The sequence below is a fragment of the Christiangramia fulva genome, from assembly GCF_003024155.1.
Taxonomy (GTDB): Bacteria; Bacteroidota; Bacteroidia; order Flavobacteriales; family Flavobacteriaceae; genus Christiangramia; species Christiangramia fulva.
On sequence record NZ_CP028136.1, the window covers coordinates 2983764 to 2997849 of the forward strand.

13 protein-coding genes are annotated in these 14086 nt (G+C 39.7%); 2 read left to right on the plus strand and 11 right to left on the minus strand.

Going from position 1 to position 14086, the window contains the following annotated elements; all coding sequences use genetic code 11:
* Positions 1 to 13: 13 nt before the first annotated feature.
* The 6 genes from C7S20_RS13290 to C7S20_RS13315 are packed head-to-tail and all read right to left on the minus strand — an operon-like array spanning position 14 to position 4219.
* A complete protein-coding gene (locus C7S20_RS13290) occupies positions 14 to 553 on the minus strand; it encodes a mechanosensitive ion channel domain-containing protein (RefSeq protein ID WP_107012925.1) in 540 nt (179 codons plus the stop codon).
* Positions 553 to 1434: a septum formation inhibitor Maf gene (locus C7S20_RS13295; RefSeq protein WP_107012926.1), complete on the minus strand. Its 882-nt coding sequence runs from the start codon at positions 1432 to 1434 to the stop codon at positions 553 to 555. The genes C7S20_RS13290 and C7S20_RS13295 overlap by 1 nt, the downstream gene beginning before the upstream one ends.
* An 18-nt stretch (positions 1435 to 1452) precedes the next feature.
* Positions 1453 to 2043, minus strand: coding sequence for a Maf family nucleotide pyrophosphatase (locus tag C7S20_RS13300; RefSeq protein WP_107012927.1), 591 nt, complete (start codon positions 2041 to 2043; stop codon positions 1453 to 1455).
* Between the two features lie 4 nt (positions 2044 to 2047).
* Positions 2048 to 2959: a geranylgeranylglycerol-phosphate geranylgeranyltransferase gene (locus tag C7S20_RS13305; RefSeq protein ID WP_107014240.1), complete on the minus strand. Its 912-nt coding sequence runs from the start codon at positions 2957 to 2959 to the stop codon at positions 2048 to 2050.
* A complete protein-coding gene (locus C7S20_RS13310; RefSeq protein WP_107012928.1) occupies positions 2959 to 3474 on the minus strand; it encodes a KdsC family phosphatase in 516 nt (171 codons plus the stop codon). Before C7S20_RS13310 ends, C7S20_RS13305 begins: the two co-directional genes overlap by 1 nt.
* A complete protein-coding gene (locus tag C7S20_RS13315; protein ID WP_107012929.1) occupies positions 3458 to 4219 on the minus strand; it encodes a Rossmann-like and DUF2520 domain-containing protein in 762 nt (253 codons plus the stop codon). Before C7S20_RS13315 ends, C7S20_RS13310 begins: the two co-directional genes overlap by 17 nt.
* 129 nt (positions 4220 to 4348) lie before the next feature.
* Here C7S20_RS13315 and C7S20_RS13320 point away from each other — a divergent pair, with 129 nt between their 5' ends.
* On the plus strand, positions 4349 to 7582 hold the full coding sequence (locus tag C7S20_RS13320) for a cytochrome c biogenesis protein (RefSeq protein ID WP_107012930.1): 3234 nt from the start codon (positions 4349 to 4351) through the stop codon (positions 7580 to 7582).
* Between the two features lie 79 nt (positions 7583 to 7661).
* Here the strand turns inward: C7S20_RS13320 and fumC are convergent, their stop codons facing one another.
* A complete protein-coding gene (fumC, locus tag C7S20_RS13325) occupies positions 7662 to 9059 on the minus strand; it encodes a class II fumarate hydratase (protein WP_107012931.1) in 1398 nt (465 codons plus the stop codon).
* Positions 9060 to 9252: 193 nt separating this feature from the next.
* Between fumC and C7S20_RS13330 the strand changes: the two genes are divergently transcribed.
* Positions 9253 to 9435: a hypothetical protein gene (locus C7S20_RS13330; protein ID WP_107012932.1), complete on the plus strand. Its 183-nt coding sequence runs from the start codon at positions 9253 to 9255 to the stop codon at positions 9433 to 9435.
* Between the two features lie 47 nt (positions 9436 to 9482).
* Here the strand turns inward: C7S20_RS13330 and C7S20_RS13335 are convergent, their stop codons facing one another.
* The 4 genes from C7S20_RS13335 to prfB form a co-directional block, all read right to left on the minus strand.
* Positions 9483 to 11987 carry a TonB-dependent receptor gene (locus tag C7S20_RS13335; RefSeq protein ID WP_107012933.1) on the minus strand — a complete coding sequence of 835 codons (2505 nt, stop codon included), beginning with the start codon at positions 11985 to 11987 and terminating at the stop codon, positions 9483 to 9485.
* 113 nt (positions 11988 to 12100) lie between these two features.
* Positions 12101 to 12469: a hypothetical protein gene (locus C7S20_RS13340; protein ID WP_107012934.1), complete on the minus strand. Its 369-nt coding sequence runs from the start codon at positions 12467 to 12469 to the stop codon at positions 12101 to 12103.
* Between the two features lie 18 nt (positions 12470 to 12487).
* Complete coding sequence (gene arsC / locus C7S20_RS13345; RefSeq protein ID WP_107012935.1) at positions 12488 to 12829, minus strand: arsenate reductase (glutaredoxin); 342 nt, start codon at positions 12827 to 12829, stop codon at positions 12488 to 12490.
* 66 nt (positions 12830 to 12895) lie between these two features.
* A protein-coding gene (prfB, locus tag C7S20_RS13350; protein WP_159039936.1) for a peptide chain release factor 2 occupies positions 12896 to 13994 on the minus strand; the annotation gives its coding sequence in 2 pieces (ribosomal slippage) (positions 12896 to 13930 and positions 13932 to 13994; 1098 coding nt in all).
* Positions 13995 to 14086: the final 92 nt, after the last annotated feature.

Genomic DNA, 14086 nt, shown 5'->3' on the forward strand with positions numbered 1-14086 from the left:
TTATCTTCTTTTATTAAAGAGCATCCTTTCCTTCATCTGAATAGCCATGATGTTCTTTTAAGGAAACCGCCTTTTGTAGAAGCAGGTTGTTTGGGTAGGTGATAAGTTCGCCTTCTTTGGTTCTCAAATGTAAATGAAAGGCTTTGATGTCTTCAATGACCGCTTCAATAGGAAGATCCTTATCATGAATTTTAATGGTATCTCCAATTTTATAAGGAAATGAAAAAAACATGATGATCCCTGAAGTGATATTGCTCAGGATAGACCAGATCGCGAAAAGTGCCACCCCAATAACGGCAAAAACCGAAGAAAATATAAGGGCTAATTGTGTGAGCTCCATTCCCCAGGCGATGGCCATTAAAAAAATAGCGATAAGGATTACCAGGATGTTGATGTATTTCAGCATCAAACGGGTGCGTGTCAAATTGATCTCACTTCTTTTTCCCACCCGATGTGCCGATTTTCGCAGGATGTATTGAATAAGGATAAGCAGGATCAAAACGACCAGGCTGTAAATAAGCTCTTGTTTATATGAATAGAAAATTTCGTACATCAGTTTAATCCTAATTTCTCGCGCAAATATAAATCTTTATTGGTGTTTCTATTCCAGTAATCTATATTTAGACGCTGTTTTTTCACAGCTTTTGTGGTGAGTATTTTTTTGTTTTTTCCGAAACCTGAAGCCGAGGTCTCTTCCCATTTTTCTATGGAATACGGAAAATTAAGTGTTAAATAGATCTTTAGCTTTCTTTCCAGTTCAGGATATTCAAGCGTATATACATTATAATTTTTATCAGTGTAGAATTCTCCATGTGCCGAATAAGCTTTTAGATCTTTATGATGAAGCCTGAGGTACTCGAGGGAAGGGATCATTTTAAAATCTCCGGTTGGAACACTTTTGGGCCCAATTCTCAACTGGGTCCAGACTTCATTTTCCAGGGGAGCTTTTTCCACGTTAAAATCCTGGTCGGCTTCACCGGCAAAATAGGAATGGCTGGTTATTTCATAATTATTTCGGTTATTCAACTGAATATAAACCTGCCCGCACCATTCCTGAACCGAAGCGGCAACTTTTAACGCATGCCCTTTTCCGTTAAGCGGATAAAAACAGCTTTGCATGATACTGTAAGGATAAATGCCGGTATTGAATTTTTTGGTGCTGTTGAGCTTGAGAACTGAGATATTGTCATCATTCGGTTCATCTGCTTTTACCTGCTCGTCTGGCAAAAAATCTTCGGTGACATAAATAAGAACCGCATGGCCGTTACGCATTTCTCCATAGCGGGCCTGCTCCAGATCATAAGAAGTGATCTCAGCCTTCCCCGAATACCAGTAATCTTTAAATTCCTGCGACAATTTTAAAGCGGAATCTTTTTTATTTCCGCAAGAGGAAAGGCAAAGAATGAGAAAAAGAAGATTTAGGAATCGCAACATGTTTCAAAGTTACAATATTTAAGTATCTAAAAGTTCTTTGAGAGTTTTATAGACAAGGTGCGTGGGCAATCCCACAACATTGAAATAACTGCCTTCGATCTTTTCGATCCCGATCAGCCCAATCCATTCCTGAATCGCGTAACCTCCGGCCTTATCATAAGGCTTATATTTTTTTACATAAAATTCGATCTCCTCTTGCTCAAGTTTACCGAAAAACACCCTGGTGGTATGGTTGAGTACTATTTGATTCTGGGCCGTAGTAAAACAAACAGAGGTAATTACATCGTGTTCTTTACCTGAAAGTGAGGATATCATTTCTACGGCTTCCTTAAAATCGGAAGGTTTTCCAAGTGCAATATCATTAAGGTAAACTATGGTGTCACTGGTGATCACCACCTGATTTTCCCTAATATCGCCTTTAAAGGATTCGGCTTTTAGTTTGGCCAGATAATCGGTGATCTCTGAAGCTTTTAAATTCTCAGGATAGATTTCCTCAACCGGCCTCACGTCAATTTTCACCGGAATTTCCAGCTCTTCAAAAAACTTCTGCCTGCGGGGAGAGCCTGAGGCAAGAATAATTTCATGATTTTTCAGGGAATCTTTCAGCATAATATCATAGTAAAATGAACTGAAGCAAACCTATGGAAATGAGTCCGAAAAACAGAATGATCTTCAAGGTCAGACTTAATCTTCCGTATTCCTTCTTTTTGCTGGCGGTCAAAATGCTCACCTGGTAGAATAGGAGTGGAGCCATAAGCAGAAATAAGCTGTATAAAACCGCTGAAATATTTTCAAAAAGATAGGTATAGGTATAATAAATAAGAAAACCCATAGGAACTAATCCAAGGCCAAAAAGCAATTTGTTGGTTCGGTTTTTTCCTAAAACAATGGGTAAGGTACGGTAACCCGAATTGTAATCTCCATCTACATCCTGCTGGTCTTTGGTGATCTCCCGCAAAAGGTTGATCAAAAAGGCAAAAATGGAATAATCGATAAGAATTGAAAAGATCACCGATTGGGTTTGCTGATTTTGCGGGGTAATGGCCGGTAAAAGATCATATAAACCCACACCAACCGGCACAAGGCCAACAATCAAGCTAACCAAAATATTTCCCACCAGCAAAGTTTGCTGAAGTTGGGAGTTGTAAAGGTAAAGAATGGCCGAGCCGAAAATGAAAAACGCTGCAAATCCAGGACGTCCAATCATATTGGAAAGATAAAACCCCAGTCCCACGCCAAGAATATTCAGAACAAAAAAGAGCCGGTAAGCAGTTTTTTCCGAAATCTTGTTGTTTACGATTGTCCTGTCAGGCTTATTTTGAAGATCGGCCTTTACATCGTAAATATCGTTAATAATATAGCCGGAAGCTGCCACCGAAATAACCGCCAGGACCAGCAACGAAAATCCGAATAAATTTAAAGTGATAGCCACTCCAAAAGGCTCAAAAAGCCCGTATTTAATGAGAAACATGGTGAGTGCTATAAAAAAAAGATTACCCGCCCTGACAAGTTTGAAATAGTGCATTAAGCTTCTTTTTGGATCCATTTTCCCTGCACTTTCATCACCTGTTCTATCACATCGCGAACGCAGCCTTTGCCGCCGCTTTTATGAGAAACATATAGCGAGATTTCTTTGACTTCAGGTGCGGCATCCTGCGGGCAGCAGGGAAGTCCTACCAGTTTCATGGGATAATAATCAGGAATATCGTCGCCCATATAAAGAACCTCGTCAGGAGTGATATCATAAATATCAAAAAATTCGTCCAGTTGCTCCACCTTGTCTTCCACACCCAGGTAAATATCATTAATTCCCAAATCGCGAAGCCGCTTTCTTACTCCTTCATTTTTACCTCCACTAATGATGCAAACGGTGTAACCCGCGTTTTTGGCCATTTTCAGGGCGTAGCCATCCTTGATGTTCATGGTGCGTAAAAGTTCACCCTGAGTGGAAATTTGAATAGATCCGTCAGTCAAAACCCCATCAACATCAAAAACGAAAGTCTTAATTTTATTAAGATGTTCCTTATAACTTTTTTCCATGTAATTTCTGAATAGATTCGGTTAAAATTGTATATATTTTTTTCTGATTTTCATCCAGCATTTCGAGATGCATCTGAATGGTTTTTTTATCATTACGCAGTGCCGGTCCGGTTTGCGCATCGATGGGATCGAGGCTTTCAATCTTGTCTACGGTTTCCCTGATCAGCGGCCTTAAAATATCAAAAGGCAGTTCATTTTTCCTGCAGTATTCTGAAGCCATGGCAAACATATGATTGGTGAAATTATTGACAAAAACTGCCGAAAGGTGAAGTGCTTTGCGTTGTTCAGAATTCACTTCGTAGGTGTTTTCGGCGATCTTTTCAGCCAGCTTTTTCAGAAGATGGAAATTAGCTTTCGTATTGGCTTCAAGGCAAACGGGAATATTTTTAAAATCGATCTGCTTATTTTTCGAAAAAGTCTGAAGCGGATAAAAAACCCCGAAATTTTCAAATTTATTAAGAATGTTCATTGGCTGGCTTCCGGAGGTATGCGCAAGAATTCCGTCAGTTTCCGGCATTTCTAATACAAATTCAGGAATAGCCTCATCTTTAATCGCGATTAGATACACATCGGCATTTTCCAGATTTTGAAGATCAGAAATCCGTTTTTCCGGTTCCTTTACGAATTTAAGATGTTCGGGATTGCGATTATAAACCTGCAGTATCGCTACGTCTTCAGTTTCTGAAAAAGTACGGTACAGGTGTGTTGCCACATTTCCGGCGCCAATAATCACCACTTTTATCATACGGCTAAATTACCAAAAAAATCCTCTGATGAAAATTAACAATTGTCATGGGGGAGATTGCTTTTGATTTAGGCAGGTTAACTGATATTAAATACTTAAATTTGCAGCCGTTAAAATACAAGTTCTTCCATGCAGAAAAAAATAGCCTCAGTCCTTTTTTCTACCCGAATCATGGCCATTTTATTCATAATTTTCGCGATCGCCATGGCCATGGGTACCTTCATAGAAAGTTGGTACACCATAGAAACTGCGAGAATTCTCATTTACAATACCTGGTGGTTTGAGGGAATAATGTTGTTCCTCCTTATCAATTTCCTCGGAAATATTCAGCGATATCAATTATATAAAAAAGAAAAATGGAGCTCCCTGGTGCTTCACCTCGCTTTTATTTTTATCCTGATTGGTGCTTTTGTTACCAGGTATATCAGTTACGAAGGAATAATGCCCATACGGGAAGGGCAAACAACCAATAAATTTCTGTCTGACGGAACCTATCTTACTTTTTTTCTGGATGGTGAGATCAATGGGGAACCCCGCAGGCGCCGACTTCAGGAGAAAGTCCTTTTTGGTCCTGAAGTAGAAAACGACTATAAACTTAACACCGATTATAACGGGCAGCCAGTCACTTTTGAAGTGACCAATTTTATAAATGGTGCTGAAGAAACCCTTATTCCCACCGAAGACGGCGATAATTATTTAAAAGTGGTGGAAGCCGGAGGAGGCCAGCGCCATGATCATTATCTCAAGGAAGGGGAGGTGAGTAATATTCATAATATCCTGTTTTCTTTTAATAAACCTACCGAAGGAGCTATTAATATCAGCCTTGACGAAGAGGGAGATTATCATATAGAATCTCCTTTTGAAGGAAGTTATATGAGAATGGCCGATAAAAAACAGGGCCGCCTTGTTGCCGATTCCACACAAACTTTAATGCTGAGGTCCCTTTACAATTTGGGAGATCTGCAATTCGTTTTTCCAGATCCCGTGGTAAAAGGTGAATATGGTGTAGTGCCGAAAAAGAATCCAACCAAAGACGATCTGGATGCGGTTATGCTCAAGGTTTCTTCAGAAGGAGAATCAAAAAAAGTGACCTTGCTCGGGGGAAAAGGTACCGCTTCAGATCCTGAAAAGATCGATCTTGCCGGACTGGAAATTTTCCTGAACTATGGATCTATTGAAAGGGAGCTTCCTTTCGCGCTTAAACTCGAAGATTTTATTGCTGAAAAATATCCCGGAACAGCTGATAGGCCCACGCCCGGCTATTCTTCTTTTAAAAGTAAGGTTGAAATCATTGATGACGGACAGGCGCCGCAACCCTACGAAATATTTATGAACCACGTGCTTGATTATGAAGGTTATCGTTTTTTCCAGAGTAGTTTTATGCCTGATGAGCAGGGAACAATTCTCTCGGTAAACCATGATTTATGGGGGACACGTATCACCTATTTTGGATATTTTCTTCTTTATTTCGGACTTATGTGGATTTTGTTTGATAAAAATTCCCGATTCGGTCATCTAAAAGTTATGCTGGATAAAATTAAATCGAAAAAGAAAAATCTCGCCACACTCTTAATTTTTATTTCCCTGGGCTTCGGTGTGAATGCACAGGAAAATGTTCAAAAGGAACAGCCCGGGCAGAGAATGAAGGAAACTCCGGAGCAGCAGGAGCAAACCAGAGAACAGGAACATGTTCACATGGAGCTTAACCAGGCACGGGTGGATAGCTTGCTAAAAGCAAATGCAGTTAGTAAGGAACATGCCGCTAAATTTGGAAGACTTATCATTCAGGATGCGGGAGGAAGAATGAAACCTGCCAATACCTATTCTTCTGAATTGCTGCGAAAATTGAGCAAAAGCGATGAATACGAGGGACTAACTTCAGATCAGGTGCTGGTTTCCATGACTGAAAATCCGGTTTTATGGTATAGTACTCCCTTAATTTATGTAAAAAAACAGAATGACAGCCTGCATCATCTTTTGGGAGTTGAAGAAGGAAAAAAATATCTTTCTTTGGTCGATTTTTTCAATGAAGACGGGACTTATAAACTTTCTCCCTATTTGGAATCGGCTTATCAGGCTTCTGTTCCCAACCAGTTTCAAAAAGATTTTATAGAAACCGATAAAAAGGTAAATCTGCTTTACCAGGCCTTACAGGGAAAGGTATTAAAGATCTTTCCAATTCCGAACGATGAGAATAACAAATGGATATCTTATCCTGAAGTTGCCGAATCGAGCCTGAAAGGAATGGATTCTGTCTATGCCAGTCAGATCCTTCCAATTTATATGAATGCGCTTCAAAAGGCGAAAGGAACGGGAGATTATAGCAAAGCGAATGAATATCTTGAGAGTATAAAAAGTTATCAGAAGAAATTTGGTTCAGAGGTAATGCCATCAGAAAGAAAAATAAATGCCGAAATTTTCTATAACAAATACGATGTTTTCAGAAATCTTTTCTGGATGTATATGCTCGCTGGTTCGGTGATGCTGATCTTTGTGATCATACAAATCCTGAAGGACAATAAATTCATCAGGACCTTGATAACACTTTGCGCTGTTGCCATAGTTATATTGTTCGTACTGCATACAGCCGGACTTGCGTTCAGATGGTATATTTCGGGACACGCTCCCTGGAGTGACGCCTACGAATCGATGATCTATGTTGCCTGGGCTACGATGTTCTTCGGAGTAGCCTTCGGAAGAAAATCCAATCTCACCATGGCATCCACGGCTTTTGTCGCAGCGATAATCCTGATGATCGCTCACTGGAACTGGATGGATCCCGCAATTGCCAATTTACAGCCCGTATTGAATTCTTACTGGTTGATGATCCACGTGTCGGTCATCGTGGCAAGTTACGGTCCATTTACGCTGGGAATGATCCTGGGAGTGGTTTCAATGGTGCTGATGATTTTGACTACCGATAAGAATAAGGAAAAAATGCATATAAATATCCAGGAGATTACTGTAATTGCTGAAATGGCTTTGACAGTTGGCCTGGTCATGCTCACCATCGGAAATTTCCTTGGAGGCCAATGGGCCAATGAAAGCTGGGGTCGTTACTGGGGCTGGGATCCTAAGGAAACCTGGGCTTTAATCAGTATTATGATCTATGCTTTTGTGATTCACATGCGGCTGGTACCCGGACTTAGAAGCAGGTGGTTTTTCAGCTTTATGGCGGTGCTGGCTTATTCCAGTATTATGATGACATACTTTGGAGTGAATTTCTATCTTGCAGGATTGCATTCTTACGCTAGCGGTGATAAAGTGATCACTCCAACCTTTGTGTATTATACGCTTGCTGGAGTTGCCCTTTTAGGTGGAGTTTCCTATTGGAGATTTAAAAAACACCTTTCCAAAGAGTAAATCCCAAAACATACATAAATAAAAAGCGTCATTTCAAATTGCCTGAAATGACGCTTTTTATTTTAGGGTAATGGGAGAACTATTTAAGGTTTCCAACCATATCTTTAGGATTCACCCACTCATCAAACTGCTCTTCAGTTACATAACCAAGATTGACAGCTTCTTCTTTTAAGGTGGTTCCGTTTTCATGTGCCTTATTGGCAATTTCGGCTGCCTTATAATACCCAATTTTGGTATTCAAAGCAGTGACCAGCATCAATGAATTATTAACCAGTTCTTTGATCCGCTCTTTATTCGGCTCAATTCCCCTTGCGCAATGCTCTTCAAAAGAAGCACAGGCATTTCCCAGTAATTCGGCACTTTGAAGTAAAGCGTTAGCCATTACAGGTTTAAAAACGTTCAGTTCAAATTGTCCCTGCATTCCTCCCACATTTATAGTTACATCATTACCGATTACCTGGGCACAAACCATGGTAAGCGCTTCACACTGCGTTGGGTTCACCTTTCCGGGCATTATGGAAGATCCAGGTTCGTTAGCGGGAATGATGATCTCTCCAATTCCGCTTCTTGGTCCTGACGCCAGCATTCTAATATCGTTTCCAATTTTATTAAGAGAAACGGCTAATTGTTTTAAAGCGCCATGAGTTTCCACCAGCGCATCGTGGGCTGCGAGTGCCTCAAATTTATTTTGAGCTGAAGTAAAGGGCATATCGGTGAATTTCGAAATAAACTCTGCCACCCTTTTTGAATAACCTTTTGGGGTATTGAGGCCGGTACCTACAGCTGTTCCTCCCAGAGCAAGCTCACCAAGATGGGGTAAGGTGTTTTCCAGGGCATTTATGCCATGTTCCAGCTGAGCAGCATATCCGCTGAATTCCTGGCCCAGGGTGAGGGGAGTGGCATCCATAAAATGTGTACGCCCGATCTTCACTATTTCCTTGAATTCTTCAGATTTCTTTTTTAATGTGTCACGCAGTTTCTTTACACCGGGAAGTGTGGTTTTGGTAATTTTCTTATAGGCCGCGATATGCATTCCGGTAGGAAAAGTATCGTTAGAAGATTGTGATTTATTTACATCATCATTAGGCTGAAGGGTCTTTTCTCCTTCTCCTACAGTTTTTCCGGCAATTTGATGAGCACGATTAGCGATCACCTCATTCACATTCATATTACTTTGGGTTCCACTTCCGGTTTGCCAGATCACAAGTGGAAATTGATCGTCATGTTTTCCCTCGAGAATTTCGTCACAAACCTGTGCTATAAGGTCGCGTTTATCTACCGGAAGTACACCCAGTTCACAGTTGGTATAGGCCGCGGCCTTTTTAAGGTAGGCAAACCCATAAATAATGTCAAGCGGCATAGAGGCAGGTGGCCCGATTTTAAAATTATTGCGGGAACGTTCGGTTTGGGCACCCCATAATTTGTCAGCGGGGACTTTTACTTCCCCCATGGTATCTTTCTCTATTCTGTAGTCCATAATAGCTATAATTGATTGTAGCACAAATTTACATCTTAGAGAAGTTTTAAGCTTTAAAATTGCGTGAAATTTGGAAATTAAAATTGGCGAGGTTATAAGATTTTGAAGTATGTTTCATATTTAATTAAGAATTTTTTGTGATAAGCGCCCGAGAGTTTATATCTTTGACCAGACTCTGAAATACTTTACAGTTATGTTCGAATTCGATCAATATCTCGGTTTTTTAGCATTTTTGATCATCCTTACCATGGGATTTTGGTTAATGATCTTTCTGATAGGTTTCGTAGTACCATACTGGTTAGGAGGTTCTATCGGAGAAATGATCAAAGAAAAGCGTGAGGCTAGAAGAAAAGCCAAAGAAGAAAAATTACAATAAAAAAAGGGACTTTTTAAGGTCCCTTTTTTTGTGCTTTTTTCTTTCTGTTACTTAAACTGTCCTTCGTTCATCATATCATCACCACCTTCATTGCGCCGTTCCTGTCTTTTCTTCTGCTGATTGAACCTATAGATAAATGACAGGTTAAAAGACTGGCCTCTTCTCCATTGAAATTCACTGTATCTCTCAATTTCATCGGTAATTGTATATCCTGAATATTTCCTCGAATTAAAAAGGTCTCTTACATTTAGGGAAAGAGTGGCATTATCATTAAGAATGTCTTTGCTGAAAGCCAGGTCAAGAGAGAATATTCCATCCCGGGTACCCTGTACGTCTTGTGCAGCCCCACGGTAAGAGGCATTTGTTTGCCAGTCTATCTTCGCAGGAAGCGTCACTTTTGAGCTAAAACGTGCAAACCAGCTGTTGTTTTTCGCATAATAACTTTTTCCCGCAAATTCTCCCTGGGTTTCAAACTGGAAAAAATTGAAGCTTCCGTTCATTCTTAACCATTTCGCAGGATTGTACAGAAGTCCCAATTCACCTCCAAAACGGTCCTGGGTGGAAAGGTTTACAGGAATGGTTCTAATAATATTTGTTCCTTCCACATTTTCCTGAATTCGTTCAAAAGAATTTGTTTCATGCTGGTAGTAAACCGAAGATGAAAAAGTCAACTTTTCCCAGTCTTTAAGATATCCCAGATCAAAAGCATTAGAATAGGAAGGTCTTAAATTAGGGTTCCCCTGGAAAATATTATTATTACTGCTTCTGGAAGGGAATGGATTGATAAACCAGCCGCGGGGCCTATTTATCCTTCTATTATATCCTAAAGTGATATTTTCATTTTCAGCAAGTTCATAAATAAAATTGACGGTAGGGAAAAGACCGAGGTAGTTATTGTCAAAATCGGTATCGATTGGAAATCCAAATACCTGTTCCAGCTGATCGGCAGGAATTTCTGAATTGATCTTTCCTTTTAACTGTGTATTTTCAAGTCTGAGTCCTAACAGGAAAGAGAAATCACCAAATTTGCTTCCGTATTGGGTATAAAAAGCATTGACATTTTCAGTATAATCAAAAACATTGGTAAGTTCAGTATTTAATTCCAGATTACCATTCTCATTTTCCTGGTACAATTTGTAATCGGTGACCGTGTTTTCCCAGTTTCCTCTGTAACCCGCTTCAAATTGGGAATCTTCGCCAAAGGGAAGCACATAGTCGGCCTGGAGCAAATATTCCGTTTGATCTTCATCATTAGTGATACGCTCGTCAAATAAGCGGCCGTCGTAATTGATATTATTATAATTCTCTACTTCGTTTATTCGGGAAATCTGATTCTCCTTTCCGGTTTCATACTGAAAATCTGCAGTAAGTTTTTGTCCATTGTCATCAAGCTTATTCACATAATTCAAGGCAAACTGATAATCTTTTTCATCCTGATTTTCCCTCTCGATACGCGTTGAACCAAAGGCTTTTTCGCTGTTCATGAAATAATCTGAAACATTGGTGGTCTTATCACGGTCTTCGCCGGCGCGATAGAAAAAACTACCTGTAAGAGAAGAACGATCAGTAAGATAATATTCCATTCCCAGATTAAAATTGAAGTTTCGATTTAAACGCTGCATATCGCGATCTTCAATAATCCTGTCGAATTCATTGTTAGCCGCGTTTTTATATTTAGTATCGAAATATCCGTTTCCGGGTGCTTCAAAATATCTGTAACCGGTTGTATTGAAAATATTGAAATTCTTATTACGGTAATTAACATTTCCCGAAACTCCCGCATTTGCAGGAATACCGGCGTTAAGAGACAGGGAACCGTTAAATCCGAGAGTTTTATCCTTACGCAGGATAATATTAAGGATACCTGCCGTTCCTTCTGCTCCATATCTTGCAGAGGGCGAAGTGATCACCTCCACCTTTTCAATAGCATCGGCCGGTAATTGCTGCAGTACGTCGGTAGATCCGTAGCCAGCTATGGCAGAAGGTTTTCCATTAATAAGAATTCTCACATTCTCATTACCACGCAGGCTTATAGTTCCGTCAATATCCACAGTTACCGAAGGCACATTGTTCAAAGCGTCGCTTACGGTTCCCCCGGCGGTGGTAAGGTCTTTCCCGATTGTATAAATTTTCTTATCCAGGCGGATATCTACCTGGGTGGTTTCAGCTCGTACGACCACCTCATCAAGATTTTCCGAACCCAGACCAAGTTTTATGGTTCCAAGGTTCAGATCATCATTAATGGGCACGTTGTTAAAGGTCTTACTTTCATAGGAAATAAATTCTACTATGATATTATAGGTTCCTTCGGGCACATCTACAGAAAATTCGCCCATTGCATTTGTTACATCTCCAGTTATCTTCTTGGGATCGTTAACATCTACAATTGAAATGGTAGCATACTCAAGAGGTACATTTAATGCATCATCTATGACTTTACCGGTAACGGTATATTTTTTATCAGATGTTGGCTCTTTTGCCTGAGCATTTTGGAAAGTAGCGAGAAATAGACTTACTAATAGGCTTACAACGAAAATTTTTCTGTTGGTCATTGATCAAATTTTGTCTTTTGACCAATAGAAATCCGATTAGTTTAATCAACAGGGGTTAATTTTCCGTTAAACGGAAACTAAAAATGTTAAAACAACTTCTAATAATTTGTAAATCAGCTTTTGCGGGTGAGCTGTTTATTTAAAGAAATATAATTCTCAAACTGGTCTTCATCTAAAAACCTCTTTAAAGAATTGTATTCACTACGCTGGATGGCCTGAAGTTTCCTAACCTGCTGATTGGTTCCAAGACTGGAATTAATTACTTCATTCTTTTTGATGGTATATTCAATGATCGCATCCTGAAGCATCAAAGTTTGTGCTTCAGTTAGATCGAGCTGTTCTTTCCAGGTCAACGCCAGTTCTTCAGCAATTTCCTTTATCTCATGGCGATTTTTCTCATGTATATAAATTTGAGAATAAACGAAACCGGCAACTGCCGCTGCAGCCACACTTATTAATGCTATTCTATGTTGAAGTTTCATTTCCACCTTACAATTTTTTTAAATCAGTTTTTCAATTCTTTCCGGAGGCCTTCCAATTACTGCCTCTTTGTCTGTCACTACGATAGGTCTTTCAATTAGCCTGGGATTATTTACCAGGATACGAACAAGTTCATCATCGCTAAGATCTTTTTCTTTATATTCTTCTTTCCAGACCTTTTCATTTTTTCGAACCAGTTCAATGGGTGCGATTTTGAGTTTTTCTATTATTTCTTTAAGTTTTTCTTCACTCAAAGGTTCTTTCAGATATTCAACAATTTCAAAATCTTTCCCTGAACTTTTTAATATTTCCAGGCCTTCCCTGGATTTTCTACACCTTGGGTTATGGTATATTTTCAGCATTCGAATTTTTTATTTCTCCTTTTAAAATAAATAAATATTTTAATTTTAAAAAGCTGTTTTAATTTTTTATTCCTCTTTTCGCTGTCCCATCATCATAAGATAGGCTTTCAGAAAGTCATCAAGTTCACCATTCATTACATCATCTACATTCCCTGTTTCTTCGCCTGTACGAACATCTTTTACCAGTTTATAGGGGTGCATCACGTAATTTCGAATTTGCGATCCCCATTCGATCTTCATTTTCGAATCTTCAATTTCCCTTCGCGCTTCCTGGCGTTTCTGCAACTCAATTTCGAATAACTGACTCTTCAGTAATTGCATCGCCTTGTTCTTATTTTCAAGTTGCGACCTGGTTTCAGAATTCTCAATAACGATGCCAGTTGGGGCGTGGCGTAATCGCACCGCGGTTTCTACCTTGTTCACATTCTGCCCTCCGGCACCCGATGATCTCATGGTCTCCCAGCTGAGATCGGCCGGATTAATATCTATTTCAATGCTTTCATCCACCAAAGGATACACATACACCGAAGCAAAGGAGGTATGGCGTTTGGCATTTGAGTCGAATGGAGAAATTCTCACCAGCCTGTGTACTCCATTCTCACCCTTTAGCCAGCCGAAAGCATATTCACCTTCGATTTCCATCGTTACAGTTTTAATTCCTGCAACATCACCGCCCTGGTAGTTGAGTTCCCTCACTTTGTAGTTTCGATTCTCTGCCCACATCAAATACATTCGCATAAGCATCTGGGCCCAGTCGCAACTTTCGGTTCCTCCAGCTCCTGCGGTGATCTGAAGTACGGCACTCATATCATCACCTTCTTCTGAAAGCATATTTTTAAACTCCAGGTCTTCTATAAGATCAAGAGCTTTTTTCTCTCTTTCGGCTACATCTTCAGCGGTGGCTTCATCTTCCTTATAAAATTCATAGATCACTTCAAGGTCGTCAACAAAGGTTTCGGCTTTTTCGTAATCTTCCACCCATTTCTTTTCCGCATTAACCTCTTTCATGATGAGCTCAGCTTTTTTAGGATCATCCCAAAAATCAGGAGCGAAGGTTTTTTCTTCTTTATTGGTTATTTCAATCTTTTTGGCATCAATGTCAAAGATACCTCCTTAACGCAACCAGGCGCTCCTTAAGATCCTTAATGTTTTCTGTGGTTATCATGTATTGTCGATTTGAGGTAAAAATAGAATTTAGGGTAGTTTCCGAAAAGTATTTAACGATTATTTTATAGTTTTAGCTGGTTCAAAAAAATT